The sequence below is a fragment of the Thalassococcus arenae genome, assembly GCF_019104745.1.
GTDB classification, from domain to species: domain Bacteria; phylum Pseudomonadota; class Alphaproteobacteria; order Rhodobacterales; family Rhodobacteraceae; genus Thalassococcus_B; species Thalassococcus_B arenae.
The window spans coordinates 197,608-220,603 of the sequence record NZ_JAHRWL010000002.1; the positions used below are offsets into that span (position 1 = coordinate 197,608).

The 22,996-nt window shown below is 66.4% G+C and carries 22 protein-coding genes; 18 read left to right on the plus strand and 4 right to left on the minus strand.

Going from position 1 to position 22,996, the window contains the following annotated elements; translation table 11 throughout:
• Window positions 1-97: 97 nt before the first annotated feature.
• The 17 genes from KUH32_RS12340 to KUH32_RS12420 all read left to right on the plus strand — a co-directional run bounded on the left by KUH32_RS12340 (window position 98) and on the right by KUH32_RS12420 (window position 16,443).
• Window positions 98-502: a DUF5333 domain-containing protein gene (locus KUH32_RS12340; protein ID WP_217778805.1), complete on the plus strand. Its 405-nt coding sequence runs from the start codon at window positions 98-100 to the stop codon at window positions 500-502.
• Window positions 503-693: 191 nt separating this feature from the next.
• Entirely contained in the window at window positions 694-2,712 is a 2,019-nt protein-coding gene (nuoG, locus tag KUH32_RS12345; RefSeq protein ID WP_217778806.1) for an NADH-quinone oxidoreductase subunit NuoG, read from the plus strand.
• Window positions 2,713-2,752: 40 nt separating this feature from the next.
• Window positions 2,753-3,115 carry a hypothetical protein gene (locus tag KUH32_RS12350; RefSeq protein ID WP_217779809.1) on the plus strand — a complete coding sequence of 121 codons (363 nt, stop codon included), beginning with the start codon at window positions 2,753-2,755 and terminating at the stop codon, window positions 3,113-3,115.
• Window positions 3,116-3,122: 7 nt separating this feature from the next.
• Window positions 3,123-4,151, plus strand: coding sequence for an NADH-quinone oxidoreductase subunit NuoH (nuoH, locus tag KUH32_RS12355; protein WP_217778808.1), 1,029 nt, complete (start codon window positions 3,123-3,125; stop codon window positions 4,149-4,151).
• Between the two features lie 11 nt (window positions 4,152-4,162).
• The gene (nuoI, locus tag KUH32_RS12360; protein ID WP_217778810.1) at window positions 4,163-4,657 is read left to right on the plus strand and encodes an NADH-quinone oxidoreductase subunit NuoI; all 495 of its coding nucleotides are present in this window, start codon (window positions 4,163-4,165) and stop codon (window positions 4,655-4,657) included.
• On the plus strand, window positions 4,654-5,049 hold the full coding sequence (locus KUH32_RS12365) for a carboxymuconolactone decarboxylase family protein (protein ID WP_217778812.1): 396 nt from the start codon (window positions 4,654-4,656) through the stop codon (window positions 5,047-5,049). The genes nuoI and KUH32_RS12365 overlap by 4 nt, the downstream gene beginning before the upstream one ends.
• Complete coding sequence (locus KUH32_RS12370; protein ID WP_217778814.1) at window positions 5,046-5,453, plus strand: carboxymuconolactone decarboxylase family protein; 408 nt, start codon at window positions 5,046-5,048, stop codon at window positions 5,451-5,453. The genes KUH32_RS12365 and KUH32_RS12370 overlap by 4 nt, the downstream gene beginning before the upstream one ends.
• Window positions 5,450-6,052 (plus strand): NADH-quinone oxidoreductase subunit J, encoded by a 603-nt coding sequence (locus KUH32_RS12375; protein ID WP_217778816.1) that lies wholly within the window; start codon window positions 5,450-5,452, stop codon window positions 6,050-6,052. The genes KUH32_RS12370 and KUH32_RS12375 overlap by 4 nt, the downstream gene beginning before the upstream one ends.
• Window positions 6,053-6,122: 70 nt before the next feature.
• The gene (gene nuoK, locus KUH32_RS12380; protein ID WP_217778818.1) at window positions 6,123-6,428 is read left to right on the plus strand and encodes an NADH-quinone oxidoreductase subunit NuoK; all 306 of its coding nucleotides are present in this window, start codon (window positions 6,123-6,125) and stop codon (window positions 6,426-6,428) included.
• 4 nt (window positions 6,429-6,432) lie between these two features.
• Complete coding sequence (gene nuoL / locus KUH32_RS12385; RefSeq protein ID WP_217778820.1) at window positions 6,433-8,544, plus strand: NADH-quinone oxidoreductase subunit L; 2,112 nt, start codon at window positions 6,433-6,435, stop codon at window positions 8,542-8,544.
• Window positions 8,544-10,106, plus strand: a complete 1,563-nt coding sequence (locus KUH32_RS12390) for an NADH-quinone oxidoreductase subunit M (protein ID WP_217778822.1) — start codon at window positions 8,544-8,546, stop codon at window positions 10,104-10,106. The genes nuoL and KUH32_RS12390 overlap by 1 nt, the downstream gene beginning before the upstream one ends.
• Before the next feature lie 12 nt (window positions 10,107-10,118).
• Complete coding sequence (gene nuoN, locus KUH32_RS12395) at window positions 10,119-11,558, plus strand: NADH-quinone oxidoreductase subunit NuoN (RefSeq protein ID WP_217778823.1); 1,440 nt, start codon at window positions 10,119-10,121, stop codon at window positions 11,556-11,558.
• A 138-nt stretch (window positions 11,559-11,696) separates the two neighbouring features.
• Window positions 11,697-12,428, plus strand: a complete 732-nt coding sequence (locus tag KUH32_RS12400) for a biotin--[acetyl-CoA-carboxylase] ligase (RefSeq protein ID WP_217778825.1) — start codon at window positions 11,697-11,699, stop codon at window positions 12,426-12,428.
• Between the two features lie 12 nt (window positions 12,429-12,440).
• Complete coding sequence (locus KUH32_RS12405; protein WP_217778826.1) at window positions 12,441-13,208, plus strand: type III pantothenate kinase; 768 nt, start codon at window positions 12,441-12,443, stop codon at window positions 13,206-13,208.
• Between the two features lie 3 nt (window positions 13,209-13,211).
• A complete protein-coding gene (locus KUH32_RS12410; protein WP_217778827.1) occupies window positions 13,212-14,879 on the plus strand; it encodes a ribonuclease J in 1,668 nt (555 codons plus the stop codon).
• Complete coding sequence (gene gph, locus KUH32_RS12415; protein WP_217778829.1) at window positions 14,876-15,520, plus strand: phosphoglycolate phosphatase; 645 nt, start codon at window positions 14,876-14,878, stop codon at window positions 15,518-15,520. The genes KUH32_RS12410 and gph overlap by 4 nt, the downstream gene beginning before the upstream one ends.
• An 89-nt stretch (window positions 15,521-15,609) precedes the next feature.
• Window positions 15,610-16,443, plus strand: a complete 834-nt coding sequence (locus tag KUH32_RS12420; protein WP_217778831.1) for a HalD/BesD family halogenase — start codon at window positions 15,610-15,612, stop codon at window positions 16,441-16,443.
• Window positions 16,444-16,463: 20 nt separating this feature from the next.
• Here the strand turns inward: KUH32_RS12420 and KUH32_RS12425 are convergent, their stop codons facing one another.
• From KUH32_RS12425 to KUH32_RS12440, 4 genes are all read right to left on the minus strand, one after another.
• On the minus strand, window positions 16,464-17,189 hold the full coding sequence (locus KUH32_RS12425) for a hypothetical protein (protein WP_217778832.1): 726 nt from the start codon (window positions 17,187-17,189) through the stop codon (window positions 16,464-16,466).
• A gap of 86 nt (window positions 17,190-17,275) precedes the next feature.
• The gene (locus KUH32_RS12430) at window positions 17,276-18,733 is read right to left on the minus strand and encodes a DEAD/DEAH box helicase (protein WP_217778834.1); all 1,458 of its coding nucleotides are present in this window, start codon (window positions 18,731-18,733) and stop codon (window positions 17,276-17,278) included.
• Between the two features lie 215 nt (window positions 18,734-18,948).
• A complete protein-coding gene (locus tag KUH32_RS12435) occupies window positions 18,949-19,884 on the minus strand; it encodes a glycosyltransferase family 2 protein (RefSeq protein WP_217778836.1) in 936 nt (311 codons plus the stop codon).
• A complete protein-coding gene (locus KUH32_RS12440; protein WP_217778838.1) occupies window positions 19,881-21,656 on the minus strand; it encodes a glycosyltransferase family 2 protein in 1,776 nt (591 codons plus the stop codon). The genes KUH32_RS12435 and KUH32_RS12440 overlap by 4 nt, the downstream gene beginning before the upstream one ends.
• 140 nt (window positions 21,657-21,796) lie before the next feature.
• On the opposite strand from KUH32_RS12440, the gene tgt reads away from it, so the two are divergent.
• Window positions 21,797-22,924, plus strand: coding sequence for a tRNA guanosine(34) transglycosylase Tgt (gene tgt / locus KUH32_RS12445; RefSeq protein ID WP_217778840.1), 1,128 nt, complete (start codon window positions 21,797-21,799; stop codon window positions 22,922-22,924).
• The last annotated feature ends 72 nt before the right edge of the window (window positions 22,925-22,996 follow it).

Here is a 22,996-nt window from a genome sequence, read left to right on the forward strand (position 1 = left end):
CGGCGGGACTCGGCGGAAAACCGGGCCGGATATTGAATATCACGCGCGGCTGCCCCCATCTGTAAGACAAAGACGAGCAGTGATGGAGCGATCCGAGATGCGTGTGTTGACGGGGCTGGTGCTGCCCCTTGTCCTTGGCCTGACCCTGGCCGCCCCCGCGGCGGCCAAGCCGCCGCTGCGCGACGTGGCCAAGATCGACGACCACCTGATGGCGGTGGCCATCGCCGACGAGATCCGCAAGAGCTGCGAGGATATCAGCCCGCGCATGATCAAGGCCTATTCGGTGCTGCGCAGTCTCAAGTCGGATGCGCGCGCCCTGGGCTATTCCGACGAGGAGATCGAGGATTACGTCACCTCGAAGGCCGAAAAGGCCCGGATGCGCGCCAAGGCCGATGCCTGGCTGAAGGCGCGCGGCGTCGATCCCAAGGACCGCGCGGCGCTGTGCGCCTTCGGCAAGACCGAGATCGCCAGGGGCAGCCGGATCGGGGAATTGCTCTACTGATCGCATCGCGGCTTTTGCATGTGTGATCACATCGCCTGACGCCCGCCCCCTTGCGGCGATTTTTCCCGGTCGTTTGCGTCTGCGGCATCTGGCATCCTGCGCCTTTGCGCGGTAGACAGCCCAAGACGGTTGCGCGCCTGGCCCCGGCCCGGCGGCACCGCCGCCTGCCAATGGGAACAAAGGGCCGGGGCATGTCCGACTTGCGCAAGATCATCATCGACGGTCACGAGATCGAGGTGGAGGGGGCGATGACGCTCATCCAGGCCTGCGAAGAGGCCGGGATCGAGGTACCGCGTTTCTGCTATCACGAACGGCTGTCCATCGCGGGCAATTGCCGGATGTGCCTGGTCGAGGTGGTGGGCGGACCGCCGAAACCCGCGGCCAGCTGCGCGATGCAGGTGCGCGACCTGCGGCCCGGGCCGGAAGGCCAGCCGCCGGTGGTCAAGACCAACTCGCCGATGGTCAAGAAGGCGCGCGAGGGGGTGATGGAGTTCCTGCTCATCAACCACCCGCTGGATTGCCCGATCTGCGACCAGGGCGGCGAATGCGACCTGCAGGACCAGGCGATGGCCTATGGCGTGGATTTCTCGCGCTTCCGCGAACCCAAGCGCGCGGTCGAGGACCTGGACCTGGGCCCGCTGGTCGAGACGCACATGACGCGCTGCATTTCCTGCACCCGCTGCGTGCGCTTCACCACCGAGGTGGCAGGCATCACCCAGATGGGCCAGACCGGGCGCGGCGAGGACAGCGAGATCACGTCCTATCTGGGCCAGACGCTGGACAGCAACCTGCAGGGCAACATCATCGACCTGTGCCCGGTGGGTGCGCTGGTGTCCAAGCCCTATGCCTTTACCGCGCGGCCCTGGGAGCTGACCAAGACCGAGTCGATCGACGTGATGGATGCGCTTGGCAGCAATATCCGTGTCGATACCAAGGGCCGCGAAGTGATGCGGTTCCTGCCGCGCAACCATGACGGCGTGAACGAGGAATGGATTTCCGACAAGACGCGGTTCGTCTGGGACGGCCTGCGCCGCCAGCGGCTGGACCGGCCCTATATCCGCGAGAACGGCAAGCTGCGCGCGGCGACCTGGCCCGAAGCGCTGGCCAAGGTGGCCGAGGTCATGAAGGGCGCGAAAAAGCTGGGGGGCCTGGTGGGCGACCTGGCCCCGGTCGAGGCGGTCTATTCGCTGAAGCAGATGATCGAGGGGCAGGGCGGCATCGTCGAGTGCCGCACCGATGGCGCGATGCTGCCGCCGGGCAACCGCTCTGCCTATGTCGGCAATGCGGCGATCGAGGATATCGACACCGCCCGCGCGATCATGCTGATCGGCACCAATCCGCGCGACGAGGCGCCGGTGCTGAACGCGCGCATCCGCAAGGCCTGGGCCAATGGCGCCAGCATCGGGCTGGTGGGCGAGAAGGTGGACCTGACCTATCCCTATTACCACGCCGGGACCGACCGCGCGGCGCTGCAGGCGCTGCTGGATGCGGATGTGTCGGGTGCCAAGGGCAAGGATACGCTGGTGATCGTCGGCCAGGGCGCGATTTCCGAGGCCGACGGCGCCGCCGTGCTGGCCGCAGCACAACGCTATGCCGAGATGACCGAAAGCCGGTTCCTGGTGCTGCACACCGCCGCCGCCCGGGTGGGCGCGATGGATGTGGGCGCGACCAACGAGGGCGGCCGCAACGCGGTGTCCGAGTGCGACGTGATCTACAACCTGGGCGCCGACGAGATCGAGATCGGCGAAGGGGCCACGGTGATCTACCAGGGCAGCCATGGCGACCGCGGCGCGCATCGCGCCGACGTCATCCTGCCGGGCGCGGCCTATACCGAGGAACCGGGCCTGTTCGTCAACACCGAGGGCCGCCCGCAGCTGGCGCTGCGCGCCGGTTTCGCACCGGGTGAGGCCAAGGAAAACTGGGCGATCCTGCGGGCGCTGAGCGCCGAGCTGGGCGCGACCCTGCCCTGGGACAGCCTGGGCGCGCTGCGCCAGGCGCTGCTGGCCGAGGTGCCGCATCTGGGCCAGATCGACGAGGTGCCGGAAAACGAATGGCGCGCCGAGGCGCCGGGCAAGCTGGGCAAGGCGGCGTTCCGCTATGCGATCAAGGATTTCTACCTGACCAACCCGATCGCGCGGGCCAGCACGCTTATGGCCGAGCTGTCGCGCAACGCCAAGGACCGGGCGCAGACCCCGATGGCGGCGGAGTGAGACCCGCTTGGGCCGCGTGTTCCGCATATCGCCGCTGGTGATGGCGGCCGGGCTGGCAGCCTGCGAGGAACCGGCGCAGGCCGAGGCGCCGTTCGTGCCCGGCTATGAGGGAATCGAGACGCGGCTGCTGGACGGCGACCTGGTGCAATTCGCGGTGGCGATGCGCGGCGCGCGCGGCCCGGCGGATGTCGAGGCCTATGCCGAATGCGCCGCGGCGCAATACACGTTGATCCGCGGCTACGGATTCGCGCGGCATTTGCGCACAAATGTGATGGAAGAGGGTGGTCTCTGGCAGGGAGATGCGGTTTACACCATCTCGGCCGAACTGCCCCGCGGGCTCAAGACCATCGACGCCGAAGTGGTCGCAAGCGCCTGCGCTGAAAACGGGATACCGATGGTGTGAGGGACTGATGGCGAATTTCTTTGGTGACTCCTACCTGGGCATGGGCCTGATGATCGTCTTTCAGATCCTGCTGGTGCTGGTGCCGCTGCTGGTGGCGCTGGCCTTTCTGATGTGGGGCGATCGCAAGATCTGGGCCGCCGTGCAGATGCGCCGCGGGCCCAACGTGGTCGGCGTGTTCGGGCTGATGCAGAGCTTTGCCGATTTCCTGAAATACATCGTCAAGGAACTGGTGGTACCGGCGGGCGCCGACCGCCCGGTCTATTTCATCGCGCCGATGGTGTCGCTGGTGATGGCCTTCATCGCCTGGGCGGTGATCCCGTTCAATGACGGCTGGGTGATTTCCGACATCAACGTGGCGATCCTGTATGTCTTCGCGATCTCGTCGCTGGAGGTTTATGGCGTCATCATGGGCGGCTGGGCGTCGAACTCGAAATACCCGTTCCTGGGGTCGCTTCGGTCGGCGGCGCAGATGATTTCCTACGAGGTGTCGATCGGGCTAATCATCATCGGCGTGGTGATTTCGGCCGGGTCGCTGAATTTCGGCGACATCGTCAACAGCCAGTCGGGCGCGGGCATGCTGAGCTGGTACTGGCTGCCGCATTTCCCGATGCTGATCCTGTTCTTCGTCTCGGCCCTGGCGGAAACCAACCGCCCGCCCTTCGACCTGCCGGAAGCGGAATCGGAACTGGTGGCGGGCTACCAGGTGGAATATTCCTCTACGCCGTTCCTGCTGTTCATGATCGGCGAACTGACCGCCGTGGTGCTGATGTGTGCGCTGATCTCGCTGCTGTTCTTCGGCGGCTGGCTGTCGCCCATCCCGGGCCTGCCCGACGGGCTGTTCTGGATGGTCGTCAAGATGATCATCGTCTTCTTCTTCTTCTCGATGGTGAAGGCGATCACCCCGCGTTACCGCTATGACCAGCTGATGCGCCTGGGCTGGAAGGTGTTCCTGCCGATGTCGCTGGCCTGGGTGGTCTTCGTGGCCTTCGCGGCGAAATTCGACTGGTTCTGGGGCATCTTCGCCCGCTGGAGCTGAGGGAGGGTCTGATGGCAAATATCGACTACGGACGCGCGGCGGGGTATTTCCTGCTCAAGGATTTCGTCATCGGCTTCAAGCTGGGGCTGAAGTATTTCTTCGCGCCCAAGGCGACGCTGAACTACCCGCATGAAAAGGGCCCGCTGAGCCCGCGGTTCCGCGGCGAACACGCGCTGCGGCGCTATCCCAACGGCGAGGAACGCTGCATCGCCTGCAAGCTGTGCGAGGCGATCTGCCCCGCCCAGGCGATCACCATCGATGCCGAGCCGCGCGAGGACGGGTCGCGCCGCACCACGCGCTATGACATCGACATGACCAAGTGCATCTATTGCGGGTTCTGCCAGGAGGCCTGCCCGGTCGATGCCATTGTCGAGGGGCCGAATTTCGAGTTCGCCACCGAGACCCGCGAGGAACTGTTCTACGACAAGGCCAAGCTGCTGGAGAACGGCGACCGCTGGGAAGCCGAGATCGCCCGCAACCTGGAGATGGACGCGCCATACCGATGAGCCCTGCCTATGCGGATAACCTCGGCCGCGGCCGCGACGTCTCGGAACGGGTGATGCCCGGGCTGGAAGCGGCCTTGGCCGCCCGTTACGACGCGTGGTTGCCGGGGTTTTCCGAATGGCAGATCGGCACCGTTTATGGCGGCGTCTACGGGCGCGACGGGGCGGACCTGAAGACCCGCCAGATCGCCACCGTGGCCGCGCTGGCGGTGCTGGGCGACGCGGTGCGCCCGCAGATGAAGATCCACGTCAAGGCGGCGCTGGACCTGGGCATCAGCCCGCGCGAGATCTGCGAGATCGTTATGCAGATGGCGCTGTATGGCGGCTTTCCGGCGGCGATCAACGCGCTGAACGCCACGCTGGAGGTATTTGAGGCAGAAGGGCTGGAGCCATGAGCGACGCCAAGACCCCGTTCGAGCTGATGATGGCGCAGGCGCAGGAAATGGCGCGCGCCTTCAACCCGGCGCTGTCGTCCTTCGACCCCAAGGGGTTCGAGAAGATGTGGCCGACCATGTCCAAGGACATGATGGAGATGTGGTTCGGCAAGGGCATCAGCAAGGACGGGCTGGACGCCAAGACCCGGCTGCTGCTGACGCTCGCAGGGCTGACCATGCAGGGCGCGCAGGCCGAAACGCCCTTTCGCATGACCGTGCGCCACGCGCTCGAGGCCGGCGCAACCCCGGACGAGATCGCCGAGACTATCGCGCAGATGTCGATGTTCGCCGGTATTCCCGCCATGACCCGCGCGATGGAACTGGCGCGCGCCGTCATGGATGACGAGAAGGATGATGAGACATGACCGCCTTTGCCTTCTACCTGTTCGCGCTGAGCGCCATCGCCGGGGGGCTGTTCACCGTCATCAGCCGCAACCCGGTGCATTCGGTGCTGTGGCTGATCCTGGCGTTCCTGTCCTCGGCGGGGCTGTTCGTGCTGCTGGGGGCGGAATTCGTCGCGATGCTGCTGATCATCGTCTATGTCGGCGCGGTGGCGGTGCTGTTCCTGTTCGTGGTGATGATGCTGGACATCGATTTCGCCGAACTGAAGGCGGAAATGGCGCGCTACATGCCGCTGGCGTTGCTGATCGGGCTGATCCTGCTGATGCAGCTGGCGATGGCCTATGGCGCCTGGGACGCGGCCGAGGGCGCGGCGGGCCAACTGGCCCAGCCGCTGCCGGCCGACCGCCACAACACCGAGGCGTTGGGGATGATCCTGTACGACCAGTATTTCCTGCTGTTCCAGCTGGCGGGCCTGATCCTGCTGGTGGCGATGATCGGCGCCATCGTGCTGACCCTGCGCCACCGCACCGACATCAAGCGCCAGGACGTGCTGGCGCAGATGTATCGCGATCCGGCCAAGGCGATGGAACTGCGCGACGTCAAGCCGGGGCAGGGGCTGTAAGGACTATTCGGGCGGTTCGGCCCGGCAACAAGACGAAAGACAATCGGGCGCGGCCCGGAGGGACGAGAAGATGATCGGATTGGAACATTACCTGACGGTGGCGGCGGTGCTGTTCGTCATCGGGATTTTCGGGCTTTTCCTGAACCGGAAGAACGTGATCATCCTGCTGATGTCGATCGAGCTGATGCTGCTGTCGGTCAACATCAACCTCGTGGCCTTTTCCAGTTTCCTGGGCGATCTGGTCGGGCAGGTGTTCACCCTGTTCGTCCTGACCGTCGCCGCCGCCGAGGCCGCCATCGGCCTGGCGATCCTGGTCTGCTTCTTCCGCAACCGCGGCACGATCGCGGTGGAAGACGTCAACGTGATGAAGGGGTAGGCCCATGGAAACGATCATCCTCTTCGCCCCGCTGGTGGGCGCGCTGATCGCGGGGTTCGGCTGGCGCTGGATCACCATCGCGGGGGCGCAATGGGTCACCACGGGCCTGTTGTTCCTGGCCGCGCTGCTGAGCTGGATCGTGTTCCTGACCCACGGGCCGGAAACCCAGCACATCCAGGTGCTGCGCTGGATCGAAAGCGGATCGCTGAGCACCGACTGGTCGATCCGGCTGGACCGGCTGACCTCGATCATGCTGGTCGTCGTGACCACCGTGTCGGCGCTCGTGCATCTGTATTCCTTCGGCTACATGGCGCATGACGACCAGTTCCGCGAGGGCGAGGAAAGCTACAAGGCGCGGTTCTTCGCCTACCTGTCCTTCTTCACCTTCGCGATGCTGATGCTGGTGACCGCCGACAACCTGGCGCAGATGTTCTTCGGCTGGGAAGGCGTGGGCCTGGCGTCCTATCTGCTGATCGGCTTCTACTATCGCAAGCCGTCGGCCAATGCCGCGGCGATCAAGGCGTTCGTGGTCAACCGGGTGGGCGATTTCGGCTTTGCCCTGGGCATCTTCGCGTTGTTCTACCTGACCGACTCGATCCGCTTCGACGACGTCTTCGCCGCTGGCCCGGCGCTGGCGCAGACGCAGATCGCGTTCCTGTGGACGACCTGGAACGCGGCCGAACTGGTGGCCTTCCTGCTGTTCGTGGGCGCGATGGGCAAGTCGGCGCAATTCCTGCTGCACACCTGGCTGCCGGACGCGATGGAAGGCCCGACGCCGGTTTCGGCCCTGATCCACGCCGCGACCATGGTGACCGCGGGCGTGTTCCTGGTCTGCCGGATGTCGCCGATCATGGAATTCGCGCCCAACGCCACCGCCTTCGTCACCTTCCTGGGCGCCACCACGGCGTTCTTCGCCGCCACGGTGGGCCTGGTGCAGAACGACATCAAGCGGGTGATCGCCTATTCGACCTGTTCGCAGCTGGGCTACATGTTCGTGGCCGCCGGCGTCGGCGTCTATTCGGTGGCGATGTTCCACCTGTTCACGCATGCCTTCTTCAAGGCGATGCTGTTCCTGGGCGCCGGATCGGTGATCCACGGCATGCATCACGAACAGGACATGCGGAACTATGGCGGGCTGCGCCACAAGATGCCCTATACCTTCTGGGCGATGATGATCGGCACGCTGGCGATCACCGGGGTGGGCATTCCGCTGACCCATATCGGGTTCGCCGGGTTCCTGTCCAAGGACGCGGTGATCGAGAGCGCCTGGGCCGGCACCAATGCCGGGTTCGCCTTCTGGGCGCTGGTGATCGCGGCGCTGTTCACCAGCTTCTACAGCTGGCGGCTGATGTTCCTGACCTTCTTCGGCAAGCCGCGCGGCGACAAGCACACCCATGAGCACGCGCACGAGTCGCCGATGACCATGCTGGCGCCGCTGGGCGTGCTGGCGGTGGGCGCGGTGCTGGCCGGCATGGTCTGGTACAAGCCGTTCTTCGGCGACCACAACACGGTGAACGCCTGGTTCGGCGCGCCGGTCCATGCCGAGGCGGCGGACCACGGCGAGGCCAAGGCCGACGATCACGCCGGCGAGGCCAAGGCGGACGACCATGCCGCCGAGCCCGCGGCCGACGACCATGCCGCCAACCTGCAGGCCGGGGTGCCGCCGCAGGGCGCGATCTACATGGCGCCGGACAACCACGTGATGGACGACGCCCATCACGCGCCGAAATGGGTCAAGGTCAGCCCCTTTGTCGCGATGGTGATCGGGTTTCTGGTGTCCTACTGGTTCTACATCGTGAACCCGGCCATCCCGGCCCGGCTGGCCGAAAGCCAGCGGCCGCTATACCTGTTCCTGCTGAACAAGTGGTATGTCGACGAAATCTACGACTTCGTCTTCGTCCAGCCCGCCAAGGCGATCGGCCGCATCCTGTGGAAACGCGGTGACGGCGGGGTGATCGACGGGTCGATCAACGGCGTGGCCATGGGCATCGTGCCGTTCTTCACCCGCCTCGCGGGCAAGGCGCAGTCCGGCTACGTCTTTACCTATGCCTTTGCCATGGTCATCGGGATCGCCGTCCTGATCACCTGGATGTCGATCTCCGGGGGAGCACAGTAATGGACAACCTGCTTTCCATCGTCACCTTCCTGCCGGCGCTGGCGGCGCTGATCCTGGCGGTGTTCCTGCGCGGCGACGACGAGGCGGCGGACCGCAACGCCAAGTGGCTGGCCCTGGCCGCCACCTCGGCGACCTTCATCGTTTCGCTGTTCATCCTGTTCCAGTTCGACCCGCAAGACACCGGGTTCCAGATGGTCGAACAGGGCGAATGGCTGCTGGGGCTGCAATACAAGATGGGCGTCGACGGCATCAGCGTGCTGTTCGTGATGCTGACCACCTTCATCATGCCGCTGACGATCCTGGCCAGCTGGGAGGTCAAGACCCGCGTCAAGGAATACATGATCGCCTTCCTGGTGCTGGAGACCTTGATGCTGGGCGTCTTCATGGCGCTGGACCTGGTGCTGTTCTACCTGTTCTTCGAAGCCGGCCTGATCCCGATGTTCCTGATCATCGGCATCTGGGGCGGCAAGGACCGGATCTATGCCAGCTTCAAGTTCTTCCTCTACACCTTCCTCGGCTCGGTGCTGATGCTGGTGGCGATGGTGGCGATGTTCACCGAGGCCGGCACGACGGATATCGAGCAGTTGCTGGTGCATAATTTCGCGTCCGAGACGTTCAGCCTGATGGGCTTCCAGATCATCGGCGGGATGCAGACGTTGCTGTGGCTGGCCTTCTTCGCCAGCTTCGCCGTCAAGATGCCGATGTGGCCGGTGCATACCTGGCTGCCGGATGCGCATGTGCAGGCGCCGACCGCGGGGTCGGTGGTGCTGGCGGCGATCCTGCTGAAGATGGGCGGCTACGGTTTCCTGCGCTTCTCGCTGCCGATGTTCCCGGTGGCGTCCGACATCCTGACGCCGCTGGTGCTGTGGATGAGCGTGATCGCCATCATCTACACCAGCCTTGTCGCGCTGGTGCAGGAGGACATGAAAAAGCTGATCGCCTATTCGTCGGTCGCCCATATGGGATACGTCACGATGGGCATCTTCGCCGCCAACCAGCAGGGCATCGACGGCGCGATCTTCCAGATGATCAGCCACGGCTTCATCTCGGGGGCGTTGTTCCTGTGCGTCGGCGTGATCTACGACCGGATGCACACCCGCGAGATCGACGCCTATGGCGGGCTGGTGAACCGGATGCCGGCCTATGCGCTGATCTTCATGCTGTTCACCATGGCCAATGTGGGCCTGCCGGGCACGTCGGGCTTTATCGGCGAGTTCCTGACCCTGATGGGCATCTTCCAGGTGAACACCTGGGTGGCGGCCGGAGCGGCGACGGGCGTGATCCTGTCGGCGGCCTATGCGCTGTGGCTGTATCGCCGCGTCGTGATGGGCGACCTGATCAAGGAAAGCCTGAAGACGATCACCGACATGACCCGCCGCGAAAAGCTGATCTTCGCCCCGCTGGTCGCCGCGACGATCCTGTTCGGCGTCTACCCGGCGCCGATCCTCGACCGGATCGGGCCCAGCGTGGATGCGCTGGTCGCCAACCACCAGATCGCCCTGGCCGAGGCCGGGCTGGACACCCGGGTGGCCGCGGTCGCGCAACCCGCAGCCTCGCATTAAGGAGAGAGACCGATGTCGGCCGATCTGAACATCATCCTGCCCGAGATCCTGCTGTCGGTCTACGCGATGGCGGCGCTGCTATTCGCGGTCTACACCACCAAGGACAAGCTGGCCTCGGTGCTGGTCTGGGCGACCAGCGCGATCTTCCTTGCGCTGGCCTTCTGGATCGCCACGACCGGTGGCGCCACGCAGACCGCCTTCAACGGCATGTTCGTCGATGACGGGTTCGCGCGGTTCGCCAAGGTGACGATCCTGCTGTCGGCCGCCGCGGTGCTGCTGATGAGCGAAGGCTACATGGCGCGGCGCGGCCTGCTGAAATTCGAGTTCCCGCTGCTGGTGGCGCTGGCCGCCGTGGGCATGATGATGATGGTCTCCGCGGGCGATCTCATGGCGCTCTACATGGGGCTCGAGCTGCAGTCGCTGTCGCTTTACGTCGTGGCCAGCCTGCGGCGCGACAGCGTGAAATCGACCGAGGCGGGGTTGAAATACTTTGTCCTCGGTGCGCTGTCCTCGGGCCTGCTGCTGTATGGCGCATCGCTGGTCTATGGCTATACCGGCACCACGCTGTTTTCCGGCATCATCGCGGTGACCGCGGCGGACGGCGTGTCGGTCGGGCTGCTGATCGGGCTGGTGCTGCTGATCTCGGGGCTGGCCTTCAAGGTCTCGGCGGTGCCGTTCCACATGTGGACGCCGGATGTCTATCAGGGCGCGCCGACGCCGATCACCGCCTTCTTCGCCACCGCGCCGAAGGTCGCCGCGATGGCGCTGTTCGCCCGGGTGATGCACGACGCCTTCGGCGCCAGCATCGCCGACTGGAGCCAGGTCCTGGCGCTGCTGTCGCTGCTGTCGATGTTCCTGGGCGCCGTGGCGGCGATCGGGCAGACCGACATCAAGCGGCTGATGGCCTATTCGTCGATCGCCCATATGGGCTATGCGCTGATGGGGCTGGCGGCGGGCACGCTGCTGGGCGTGCAGGCGATGCTGATCTACATGGCGATCTACGTGACGATGAACGTGGGCACCTTCGCCTTCATCCTGTCGATGGAGCGCGACGGCCAGCCGGTGACCGATATCCGGTCGCTGGGCATGTATTCCAAGCGCGAGCCGGGCAAGGCTCTGGCGATGCTGGTGCTGCTGTTCTCGCTGGCCGGCGTGCCGCCGCTGGTGGGCTTTTTCGGCAAGCTTTACGTGCTGCGCGCCGCCTACGAGGCCGGGCTGGCCTGGCTGGCGGTGGCCGGCGTGATCGCGTCGGTGATCGGCGCCTTCTATTACCTGCGGATCGTGTTCTACATGTATTTCGGCGAGGATCGCGAGGACGCGCTGGATGGCGGCAAGTCGCCGGTGCTGTACGGGTTCCTGATGGCCAGCGCCGTGGTGATGGTGGTGGGCGTGGTCAACCTGTTCGGCATCGAGGGCGCGGCGGCGGCGGCGGCGGCGACGCTTGTCAACTGAGCCCGGTTTCGGCCAATCAAGCGGTGGCGCGCCTTCGGCGCGCCGCTGGTTTTTTCGGGAGGGGGCGCTGCCCCCGTCGCAGCAGAGCTGCGACTCCCCCGGAGTTTATGGGCAAGATGAAGGAACGGGGCGGCGCGCATGAGCTGGCCTGAGGGCTATGGGCGGCTGGTGCTGGCGCAGGTCGACAGCACCAATGCCGAAGCGGCGCGGCGCGCGCCCGGCCTGGCCGGGCCGGAATGGATCCTGGCGCGGGCGCAGAGCGCGGCGCGCGGCCGGCGCGGCCGGGCCTGGGCGATGCCGGAGGGCAATTTCGCGGCGACGCTGGTGATGCGGCTGGACGAGCCGCCGGAGCACCGGGCCTTGCGGTCCTTCGTGGCGGCGCTGGCGCTGTTCGACGCGGTCGGGGCGCTGGTGGGCGATGATGCGGGGCTGGCGCTGAAATGGCCCAATGACGTCTTGCTGAACGGCGGCAAGCTGGCCGGCATCCTGCTGGAGAGCCTGGGGCCGCACCTGGCGATCGGGGTGGGCGTCAACCTGATCGCGGCGCCCGGGGCGGGGCAGGTGGAGCCGGGGGCGCTGCGGCCGGTGTCGCTGCTGGGCGAGACCGGGGTTCGGGTCGGGCCGGAGGCGATGCTCGAGGCGCTGGCCGGGGCCTATGCGGCGCGCGAGGCGGCCTTTGTCACCTACGGGTTCGGGGCGATCCGCACGGCCTGGCTGGCGCGCGCGATGGGGATCGGCGCGGTGGCCACGGCGCGCACGGCGCGCGACGAGACCACCGGTACCTTCGAGACGGTGGACGAGGCCGGGCATCTTGTCCTAAAGACGGCCAAGGGCCGCGTCGCCATCGCCGCGGCGGATGTGTTCTTCTGACGGGGCCCCGGCATGCTTCTGTGCATCGATTGCGGCAATACCAACACCGTGTTCTCGATCTGGGACGGGGCGCGGTTCCTGTGCACGCTGCGCACCTCGACCCATCACGCGCGCACGGCGGATGCCTATTTCACCTGGTATTCGACGCTGGTGAAGCATTACGGCATCGACGCCGACATCACCGAGGTGATCATCAGCTCGACCGTGCCGCGGGTGGTGTGGAACCTGCGGGTCTTTGCCGACCGGTTCTTCGGCTGCCGCCCGCTGGTGGTGGGCAAGCCGGAATGCCGCCTGCCGGTGGCGCCGCGGGTCGATGCCGGCACCACGGTGGGGCCGGACCGGCTGGTCAACACCGCGGGGGGCTACGACCGCCATGGCGGCGACCTGGTGATCGTCGATTTCGGCACCGCCACCACGTTCGATGTCGTGGCGGTGGACGGCGCCTATGTCGGCGGGGTGATCGCACCCGGCCCGAACCTGAGCCTGGAGGCGCTGCACATGGGCGCCGCCGCCCTGCCGCATGTCGACATCACCCAGCCCGAAAAGGTGATCGGCACCAACACCGTCGGCTGCATCCAGTCCGGCGTGTTCTGGGGCTATGTCGGGCTGATCCACGGCATCACCGAGCGCATCAAGGCGGAATACGGCCGCCCGATGAAGGTAATCGGCACCGGGGGGCTTGCGCCCCTGTTCGCCACGGGCGAAGTGCTGTTCGACACGATCGAGGACGACCTCACCATGCATGGTCTGACGGTCATCCACCGGTACAACAAGGGATAAACCATGAGCAGCGAACGCATCGTCTACCTGCCCCTCGGCGGGGCCGGGGAGATCGGCATGAATTGTTACGTCTACGGCTATGGCAAGCCGGGCGAGGAGCGGCTGATCCTGGTCGACCTGGGCGTGACCTTTCCCGACATGGACGGCACGCCGGGGGTCGACCTGATCCTGCCCGACATCACCTGGCTGAAGGAGAATCGCAGCCGGCTGGAGGCGATTTTCATCACCCATGCGCACGAGGACCATGTCGGCGCGGTGGGCCACCACTACGAGGCCCTGGGCGTTCCGGTCTATGCCCGCGCCTTTACCGCCCATATCGCGCGGAACAAGCTGGCGGAATACGGGCTGGGGCCGGAGATCGTGAAGACCTGTTCGAAATGGCCCGAGACCGTGAGCGTGGGCCCGTTCACCGTGGGTTTCCTGCCGATCTCGCATTCGATACCGGAAAGCAGCGCGCTGGTCATCGACACGCCGGGCGGGCGGCTGATCCATTCGGGCGATTTCAAGCTGGACGAAACGCCGCTGGTGGGCGAGCCCTGGGATCCGCAGCTGTGGGCCGAGGTGGCCAAGCCGGGGGTCAAGGCGCTGATCTGCGATTCGACCAACGTCTTTTCGCCCCATCCCGGCCGGTCGGAATCCAGCGTCGGCCCCGCGGTGCAGAAACTGGTCAGCGAGGCGCGCGGCATGGTGGTGGCCACGACCTTTGCCTCGAACGTGGCGCGGGTCAGAACCCTGGCCGAGGCGGGCGAGGCGGCAGGGCGGTCGATCTGCCTGTTGGGGCGGGCGATGCGCCAGATGATCGAGGCGGCGGTGGAAACCGGCGTTCTGGACCGGTTTCCGCGGGTCATCAGCGCCGAGGAGGTCACGCAGATCCCGCGCGAAAACGTCATGCTGCTGGTCACCGGGTCTCAGGGCGAACGCCGCGCGGCGAGCGCGCAGCTGGCGCGCGGCAAGTATAACGGGATCGAGATGGCCGAGGGCGATCTGTTCCTGTTCTCGTCCAAGACCATTCCGGGCAACGAAAAGGGCGTGATCCGGATCATGAACCAGTTCTCGGAAATGGGTGTCGACGTGGTCGACGACAGCGACGGGCTGTACCACGTTTCGGGCCATGCCAACCGGCCCGACCTGGAGGCGCTGCAGGACATCGTGCAGCCGCAGGTGGTGGTGCCGATGCATGGCGAACACCGGCATCTGCGCGAGCATGTGAAGCTGGCGCAGGGACGCGGCCGCAAGGGGGTGCTGGCGGTCAATGGCATGATGATCGACCTTTCCGGCAACGAGCCCAAGGTGGTCGAATATGTCGAGACCGGGCGCACCTATCTGGACGGCTCGGTGCAGATCGGGGCGCTGGACGGCGTGGTGCGCGACCGCATCCGCATGGCGCTGAACGGCCATGTGATCGTGACCGTGATCCTGGACGAGGATGACGAACCGCTGGGCGAGCCCTGGTGCGAGATCATGGGCCTGCCGGAAACCGGGCGCAGCCATGCGCCGCTGGTCGACGTGCTGGAAGAGGACCTGAGCCAGTTCATGGGCCGCGCGGGCGATCGCACGCTGGCCGATGACGACAAGCTGGAGGATGGGTTGAAGAAGGCGGCGCGCCAGACCTGCCTGAACGAGATCGGCAAGAAGCCCGAAGTGACCGTCGTGGTGAGCCGCTTGTCGTGACACCGGTCGTCTTCGACCTGGACGGCACGCTGATCGACAGCCTGGGCGGCATCGCCCGGGCGGCGAACGCGCTGCTGGCCGAACAGGGCTTGGCCGCAGTGCCGGAGCGGCAGGTGGCGGGTTATGTCGGGCATGGCGAGCACATCTTCATCGACCGGCTGATCGCGGACACGGCGTTGGATGCGGGCGACCGGGCGGCGCTGCTGGCGCGGTTCATGACGCATTACAAGGCCGCGTCGCGGAACACGCCGCTGTTTCCCGGCGTGGCCGAGGCGCTGGCGAGGCTCAAGGCGCGCGGCGTGGCCCTGGGGTTGTGCACGAACAAGCCGGGCGGGCCGCTGGCGGCGGTGCTGGACGGGCTGGGCTGGCAGTCGATGTTCGGCGCGGTGGTGGCCGGCGACACGCTGGCGCGGCGCAAGCCCGACCCGGCGCCGCTGCTGCATGTCTTCGACCGGCTGGGCGGGCGCGGCGTCTATGTCGGCGACAGCCCGATCGATGGCGCCACGGCGCAGGCCGCCGGCGTGCCCTTCGTGCTGTTCACCCAAGGCATCCGCACGGTGCCGGTGCAGGACATTGCGCATGACGCGGCCTTTGACGATTTCGCGGACCTGCCCGGCATTCTCGACCGCCTGGCGGGGTGACGCGAACCGGCATGCCCGGTGTCGCAATTTCGACAGACGCGGCGGCTGAGCGGGTTTCGACTGGGCGCATTGCGACCGGAGCACCTGCCATGACCCTGATCGATCTCGCGCGATACCCCATCGACATGCCGGGCGCTGCGCTGGACGCGGTGCTGGCCCGGGTTCATGCCCAGCTTGACCGCGACGGCTGCGCGGTTCTGCCGGGGTTCCTGACGGCGCAGGGCGTCGCGGCGCTGGCCGCCGAGGCCGATGCCGTGGCGGACAAGGCGCATCGCAGCTACGGCCGCACCAACGCCTATTTCACCGCCGACGACCCGGATCTGCCGCCGGACCATCCCAAGCGCCGCTTCTTCGAGCGCTCCAACGCCTTCATCCCGGCGGACAATTTCCCCAAGGACGGCCCGCTGCGGCAGGTCCACGATTTTCCGGGCTTCGACGAATTCATCCGGGCCTGCCTGCGCGAACCGGCGGAGCGGTTCTTTCGCTACGCCGATCCGCTGGCCGACGCGATCGTCAACATGGCCGGGGAAGGCAATGGCTTTCCCTGGCATTTCGACACCAACAACTTCACCGTGACGCTGGCGATCCAGAACGCCGACGAGGGCGGGGCGTTCGAATACGCGCCGATGATCCGGCGCGGGGACGAGAATTTCGATGCCGTGGCGCGGGTTCTGGACGGAACCTCGGACCAGGTGCGCGTCCTGCACCTCAAACCCGGCGACCTGCAGCTGTTCAAGGGCCGCTATTCGCTGCACCGGGTGGCGCCGCTGCGGGGCACCACGCCGCGCTACGTGGCGATCCTGTCCTATGTCGAGCAACCCGACATGGTGGGCAGCCCGGAACGCACAAGGCAGCTTTATGGGCGGGTCCTGCCCATCCACCTGGAACGGGCCGGTCGCCGGGCCGATGCGCTGATCGACTAGACCGGCCGGCGCAGCGGACGTCAGTTGTTCGTGCCGGTGGGGCGCATATCGAGGTTGCGGGCCTTGTCGATCCGCATGCCAAGCACGGTGCCCCGGCCTTCGAACCGGGCGCGTTGCGGGTGCTGCGCACCGGTAGACGTCGAGAAGCCGAGATAGCCGCGCGCCACGATGACCCGCGAGAAGGTGTTGGGGTGACCGTCGATCTCGAGCCAACGGTAATCTCTGGACGTGCGTCCAGTGACGCATCGCATACTGCCGGTCATGCAGATGCCGATGCCCCGCCGGACATCGACGACCTCCCGTTCGACCACCATCGGCGATCCGAAAAGCCCGGCAGCCACGAGCGGCACAAGCCGGAACAGCACGGACCCGGCGAAAAGGAAGGTCAGGATGGGCGCGATCAGCGCCACGATACCGTTGAAGACGACATCCCTGGCCGTCGCACCGTCATCGGTCGACAGCCGCAGCCCGGGCAGCGAGACCCAGAGATGCAGCCCCGTCAGCGCGACCACGATCGCCAGGCCGATCATGGTGGGGGTGCCTGTCTGATAGGGATCGGCCAGCACCGAGGCGGGGATGAACCACGAAATGGCCGACAGGCCCGTCAGCACGCAGAATGCCACTATGTAGGCGCTTTTCGGCACCGCCTTGCCGTTCGATGCCAGCCGCCATGCGGGATGCTGCGCAACGATTCGATGCGCCCCGCGTGTCGGGCCGTCGGGTCGCGGTTTCCATGTCTGTCGCATATGCCGCCCTGTGCTGTCGCACGACCAGGGTTAGGTGGGCAATCCGGCACAACTGCGGCGCCATGTGGGCGCCGGCGCGGGGTGATCTAGCCCGTGCGGCGTTCGTCGAAGCTGAGCGCGATGAATTCGGGCAGGTGATCGCCCAGACCCACGACGCCGCCGTCACGGCCGCCGGACTTGCCGCCCGAGCGCGACCGGTCGGATTTGCCGCGGTCCGAACGCGACCGGCCCTTGTCGTCCGTCTTGGCTTCGGGCGCGGCTTCGGCGGGTCTGGCTTCGGCGGGCCTGGGCTCGGTCTCGGGCTTGTCGGATTTGCGCGACCGCGACCGTGACCGCGACGCGCGCTTGGGCTTGTCGTCCTCGGCCGTGTCGGTGTCGTCGACGGGCTTGCCGACCTTGGCGGGGTTGTCGACCCGCGGGATGGTTTTCTGGATCAGCTTTTCCACCGCATCGAGGTATTTTTCGTCCTTCGGCACCACGATGGTAAAGGCCTTGCCCTCGCGGCCGGCGCGGCCGGTGCGGCCGATGCGGTGCACGTAATCCTCGGCGTGGCTGGGCACGTCGAAGTTGAACACATGGCTGACCGCCGGGATGTCGAGGCCGCGCGCGGCCACGTCCGAGGCCACCAGCAGGCGCAGGTCGCCCGCGCGGAAGCCGTCCAGCGTGCGGGTGCGTTGCGACTGGTCCAGGTCGCCATGGATCGCAGCGGCATCATAGCCGTATTTCTTGAGCGATTTGGCGACGATATCCACGTCGACCTTGCGGTTGCAGAAAACGATGGCGTTCGAGCACTTGTCGCCCTCGGCGTCGATGATGGCGCGCAGGACCGCGCGTTTCTCGCTGGCCTCGCGGTCACGGCGCGACGGCTTGAACACCACCGCGGCCTGTTCGATGGTTTCCGATGCGGTGGCCTGGCGGGCCACTTCGATCCGCGCCGGGGCGGACAGGAAGGTGTTGGTGATGCGCTCGATCTCGGGCGCCATGGTGGCCGAGAAGAACAGCGTCTGCCGGGTGAAGGGGGTCAGGCTGAAGATGCGTTCGATATCGGGGATGAACCCCATGTCGAGCATCCGGTCGGCTTCGTCCACCACCATGACCTGCACGCCGGTGAGCAGCAGCTTGCCGCGCTCGAAATGGTCCAGCAGGCGGCCCGGCGTGGCGATCAGCACGTCGACGCCCTTGTCGATCAGCGCGTCCTGTTCCTTGAAGCTGACGCCGCCGATCAACAGCGCCTTTGTCAGCTTGACGTGCTTGGCGTAGGTGTCGAAATTCTCGGCCACCTGCGCGGCCAGTTCCCGCGTCGGGCACAGCACAAGGCTGCGCGGCATCCGGGCGCGGGCACGGCCACGGGCCAGCAGGGTGATCATCGGCAGAACAAAGCCGGCGGTCTTGCCGGTTCCGGTCTGGGCGATGCCCAGCACGTCCTTGCCTTCGAGCGCGGGGGGAATGGCGCCCAGCTGAATGGGCGTCGGTGTTTCGTAGCCCGCCTCTTCGACGGCCTTGAGAACCTTGGGATTAAGGTTGAGATCAGAAAACTTGGTCATGCATGTCCGTATCATGCGGACACTGCCACGGCCCGCGCATCAGGTGGGGTGGCCCGGATGGCCCTGACGTTCCGGCAATGGAAACCCCTGCGGCCTCTTAGCGGGATCGAGGGAATGCGTCAATCGACCCGCGCGCCACAACGGGCGGAGATTGGCGGGATTGTGCCCCTTGCATGGACAATTCCCGGGAAAGACTGGCTTTGTTGACTGAATTGTCAGGAAAAATGTCGCATGCGCAGCGCGTCCAGTTCCATCCGGTGCCGCCGCAACAGGCCGTGGCGGTCCAGCCGGTCGCACAGGCCCGCGCTGGCGGTGCAGACCTCGTCGTAGAACAGCCGCAGCGCGGCTTCGCCGCCCTCGGATTCGATCATGGTGAACAGGTCGTGCAGGTTGACGGCATCGGGGCGGCGCACCTGGGATTTCAGCTCGGACCGGTAGGAACCCTGCGCCATGCGGAACCGGTACAACGCCAGGAAGTGATCCCAGTCGGCGGCGTGGAAATGCCCCAGTTCGATCTGCGGCAGGTCTACCTGGCCGGGATTGGACACGCCGTCCAGCGCGATGTTGTGGATCTTGATCTGCAGCCCCTTCATGCCGGTGCGAAAGATCAGCTTGCCCGCGACATGGCTGAGAAAGCCGCCCGACAGATGCGCGCCCCAGGTGGGAAAGCAGGATTCGGACGCGGCCTGCCGCGCGCCCTGGTCCAGATGGAAGGCTTTGAAGGCGGTTTCGGCCGCGGCCACGCCGTCGCCCGGCGCCAGTGCCTCGACCGGGCGGATGCGGGCGCAGCGGGCCTCGGCCGGCAGCGCACCCAGCAGGTCGGCCACCGGCGCGGCGGGCAGCAGGAATTCATCGACATCGATATGCGCCAGCCAGTCGACCTCGGGTTTGCGGTTGTTGGCATGGCGGGCGTTCAGCGATTGCCGCACCTGGTGCTTTTCGGGCCGGCCGTCGCGTTTTTCCCACCAGGCCGCATCGGTGTGGATCGCGCGGATCTTGGGATGCGCCCGCAGCGCGGCCAGCGTGTCGGGCACGTCGTCGTCGAGATAGAGATACAGCCGGTGCGCGCCCAGTTCGAGATGCCAGGCGGCAAAGCGCTGGATCGCCTCCAGCGGCGCCTTGACGGTCGAAACGATCCCCCAGGTCGTCATGGCAGGGCGCCGAAGACGCGCCGCACCGCGCCGTCGAGATCGAGCGCGGCCTCGATCAGCATGCCATGCGCGCGCAGCCGGTCGCGCAGGTCGGGGCTGTCGGCGCAGATCTCGTCGAAAAAGGCGCGCAGGGCGTCGTCGCCCTTTTCCTCGGCCAGCGCGGCGAACAGCTCGGCCTGGCCCATTTCGGTCTTGCGCGCGCCGCCGCGATAGGAACCGCGGCTGCGGCGAAAATCGAGATGGCCGCGGAACTGGTCCCAGCTGGTGGCGTGGTGATGGGCGATGAAGGCGCCGGCGGGCTTGTGCCGGTTGGTCGCCTCGGCGCCGCGGTATTTCATCGCGTGGATGCCCAGCCGGGTGTCGTCGATGCCGGTGCGCACGAACAGCTTGCCGGTGGTGTGGCTGAGAAAACCGCCATAAAGGTGCAGCCCGAAGGTGGGGTAGATGTCCTGCACGATGGCCTTGGGCTGGCGGGCCTGCTTGTGGGTGATCTTGTAGGCGGTGGGCGGGCCGTCGTCACGCGCCAGCGCTTCGGCCGGGGGCAGGCGGACGATCGCGGCAGAAGGCGGCGCGGTGGCCAGGATCTCGGCCATGGGGCGATCGGTCAGCAGGAATTCGTCGACATCGACATGGCCCAGCCAGTCCAGCGTGTCGGCGCAGGCGCGCAGCGCCCGGGTGGCGTTGTGGGCCTGCCGAAGCTGATGCGCGTCCGGACGGTCTTTTCCGGTTTCTTCCCAATAGGTTTCATCGCAAAGTTCAATTTCGATGCGCGGGTGTTGCGCCAGCCAGTCGGCGGCCTGGCGGTCGGCTTCGTCGAGATAGATGTGCAACGCCGAGGCGCCGGCCTCGAGATGGTGCGCGGCGAAGCGGGCCAGTTGCGCCAACGGTCCCCGCTGGGTCGACACGATGCCCCATCGCAGGCTGTCGACGGTCAGGGCCCTGGCCCGGGCGGGTACCGGTGCGACGTTGCTTTTCTCTTTTTCCTTCAGAGGCTTGTCCGTCGATGCTGCATCACGTTTTTCCTTACGCGTGCGCATCGTGCGCAGGCGCCGGAACACCGTGCGGTCGTCGTGGATCAGTTCGTTCAGCAGGTGATGCGCCAGCGGTCGGATCACCGGATCGCGATCCGCGTCCTGCCAGAGCCGGCCGATCATGTTCACGTCCAGCCCGCCATGCGAGATCGAAAACGCGTCCATCTGAAGCGGCAACCGGCCGCGTGCCTTGCCGTCGATGGTGAACGGGCGGCTGGCCTCCAACCCACTGAAAAGACGCTCTGTTTCGTAAAGCTTCATGGTTCCGAACAGCACGTTCATCGCCAGTCCCACGGCGGTTTGCACGGGGTTGTCGCCGTGGTCGCCGAAGGTGGTGACGGAAGAGACCAGCCAGCGCGCATCCAGACGGGCGATCAGGAAATCGGCATGCTCGGCCCAGAGCCGCCGGAACAGCGCCGGCGCGTGATCGGGCCAGACGCGCTTGCGCAGATGCGCGATCAGCAGGCCGTTGAGGAAACACAGCTCGGGTTCGCCTTCGAATTCCTTGCGCAGCGAATAGCGCTTGCGGTGATAGGAAGACCGGAAAGGTCCTTGTTCGTCAGGGTCTTGCGATGGATGTTTCACGCGCTGTTCCAGCAGCGGAACGAGATCGAGATCGTGCGGCGGCAGCGTCTCGCCCGGGGCATAGTCGAAGCCGTCGCGCCGCCCCTCCATCTGGGTCAGCACGGCTTCGATACCGCCGGGATAGGTGGGCCTGCGCCCCGCCTCGTCACTGCTCATGCTGCGCAGTTTGGCGCGAAAGCCGGGGCCGCGCAATCGCCGTGACGCGCTGTGTCGGGCAGCAATCCGTCCTGTTTTCCCCGCCGACGGGACGGATTGCCGGGCTTGGCATTGCCGCGCGTCTGGGGCATCAGCAGGCCATGAGCAAGACCGGTTTCACCCTGCATGCCCGCGACGGCACCGCGCGCTGTGGCGTCATCACGACGCCGCGCGGCGAGATCCGCACGCCGGCCTTCATGCCGGTGGGCACCGCGGCGACGGTCAAGGGGATGCTGCCGGAAAGCGTGCGCGCCACCGGCGCCGACATCCTGCTGGGCAACACCTATCACCTGATGCTGCGCCCCGGCGCGGAACGGGTGGCGCGGCTGGGCGGGCTGCACCGGTTCATGAACTGGGATCGTCCGATCCTGACCGACAGCGGCGGGTTCCAGGTGATGAGCCTGTCGGACCTGCGCAAGCTGACCGAGGAAGGCGTGACCTTTCGCAGCCATATCGACGGCTCCAAGCACATGCTGAGCCCCGAGACGTCGATGGAGATCCAGCGGCTGCTGGGGTCGGACATCGTGATGTGTTTCGACGAATGCCCGGCGCTGCCCGCCGATCGGGCGCGGCTGGAGGACAGCATGCGGCTGTCGATGCGCTGGGCGCAGCGGTCGCGCGACGCCTTTGGCGACCGGCCGGGGCACATGCTGTTCGGCATCCAGCAGGGCGGTCTGGAGGAGGATTTGCGCGCCGAAAGCGCAGCGGCGTTGCGCGCCATCGGCTTTGACGGCTACGCCGTGGGCGGTCTGGCTGTGGGCGAGGGGCAGGAGGCGATGTTCGGCGTTCTGGATTTCGCGCCGGGCCAGTTGCCCGAGGACCAGCCGCGGTACCTGATGGGCGTGGGCAAGCCCGACGACATCGTCGGCGCGGTGAAACGCGGCATCGACATGATGGATTGCGTGCTGCCGTCGCGATCGGGGCGCACCGGGCAGGCCTGGACCCGGCGCGGGCCGGTTGCCATCAAGAACGCCCGCCATGCCGACGATCCGCGTCCGCTGGACGAGGATTGCACCTGTCCCGCCTGCCGGGGCTACAGCCGGGCCTATCTGCACCACGTCTTCCGCGCCGGCGAGATGATTTCCGGCATGCTGCTGACCTGGCATAACCTGCATTATTATCAAGAGCTTATGTCCGGCATGCGCGCAGCGATCGCGGCGGGGACATTCGCCGAATTCGAGGCGGCGTTCCATGCCATGCGGGCGCAGGGGGATATCGAACCGCTTTGAGGCCGTCCGGAAAGCTGTGGATTGCGGGGAAATGCCCCCTTGCACCCCCGAACCGGCGGCTTCATTGTCGGA

Coding starts and splice junctions, on each gene's coding strand:
- KUH32_RS12340 (WP_217778805.1), top strand. CDS start 98: ATGCGTGTGTTGACGGGGCTGGTGCTGCCCCTTGTCCTTGGCCTGACC.
- nuoG (WP_217778806.1), top strand. CDS start 694: ATGTCCGACTTGCGCAAGATCATCATCGACGGTCACGAGATCGAGGTG.
- KUH32_RS12350 (WP_217779809.1), top strand. CDS start 2,753: ATGGCGGCCGGGCTGGCAGCCTGCGAGGAACCGGCGCAGGCCGAGGCG.
- nuoH (WP_217778808.1), top strand. CDS start 3,123: ATGGCGAATTTCTTTGGTGACTCCTACCTGGGCATGGGCCTGATGATC.
- nuoI (WP_217778810.1), top strand. CDS start 4,163: ATGGCAAATATCGACTACGGACGCGCGGCGGGGTATTTCCTGCTCAAG.
- KUH32_RS12365 (WP_217778812.1), top strand. CDS start 4,654: ATGAGCCCTGCCTATGCGGATAACCTCGGCCGCGGCCGCGACGTCTCG.
- KUH32_RS12370 (WP_217778814.1), top strand. CDS start 5,046: ATGAGCGACGCCAAGACCCCGTTCGAGCTGATGATGGCGCAGGCGCAG.
- KUH32_RS12375 (WP_217778816.1), top strand. CDS start 5,450: ATGACCGCCTTTGCCTTCTACCTGTTCGCGCTGAGCGCCATCGCCGGG.
- nuoK (WP_217778818.1), top strand. CDS start 6,123: ATGATCGGATTGGAACATTACCTGACGGTGGCGGCGGTGCTGTTCGTC.
- nuoL (WP_217778820.1), top strand. CDS start 6,433: ATGGAAACGATCATCCTCTTCGCCCCGCTGGTGGGCGCGCTGATCGCG.
- KUH32_RS12390 (WP_217778822.1), top strand. CDS start 8,544: ATGGACAACCTGCTTTCCATCGTCACCTTCCTGCCGGCGCTGGCGGCG.
- nuoN (WP_217778823.1), top strand. CDS start 10,119: ATGTCGGCCGATCTGAACATCATCCTGCCCGAGATCCTGCTGTCGGTC.
- KUH32_RS12400 (WP_217778825.1), top strand. CDS start 11,697: ATGAGCTGGCCTGAGGGCTATGGGCGGCTGGTGCTGGCGCAGGTCGAC.
- KUH32_RS12405 (WP_217778826.1), top strand. CDS start 12,441: ATGCTTCTGTGCATCGATTGCGGCAATACCAACACCGTGTTCTCGATC.
- KUH32_RS12410 (WP_217778827.1), top strand. CDS start 13,212: ATGAGCAGCGAACGCATCGTCTACCTGCCCCTCGGCGGGGCCGGGGAG.
- KUH32_RS12420 (WP_217778831.1), top strand. CDS start 15,610: ATGACCCTGATCGATCTCGCGCGATACCCCATCGACATGCCGGGCGCT.
- KUH32_RS12425 (WP_217778832.1), bottom strand. CDS start 17,189: ATGCGACAGACATGGAAACCGCGACCCGACGGCCCGACACGCGGGGCG.
- KUH32_RS12430 (WP_217778834.1), bottom strand. CDS start 18,733: ATGACCAAGTTTTCTGATCTCAACCTTAATCCCAAGGTTCTCAAGGCC.
- KUH32_RS12435 (WP_217778836.1), bottom strand. CDS start 19,884: ATGACGACCTGGGGGATCGTTTCGACCGTCAAGGCGCCGCTGGAGGCG.
- KUH32_RS12440 (WP_217778838.1), bottom strand. CDS start 21,656: ATGAGCAGTGACGAGGCGGGGCGCAGGCCCACCTATCCCGGCGGTATC.
- tgt (WP_217778840.1), top strand. CDS start 21,797: ATGAGCAAGACCGGTTTCACCCTGCATGCCCGCGACGGCACCGCGCGC.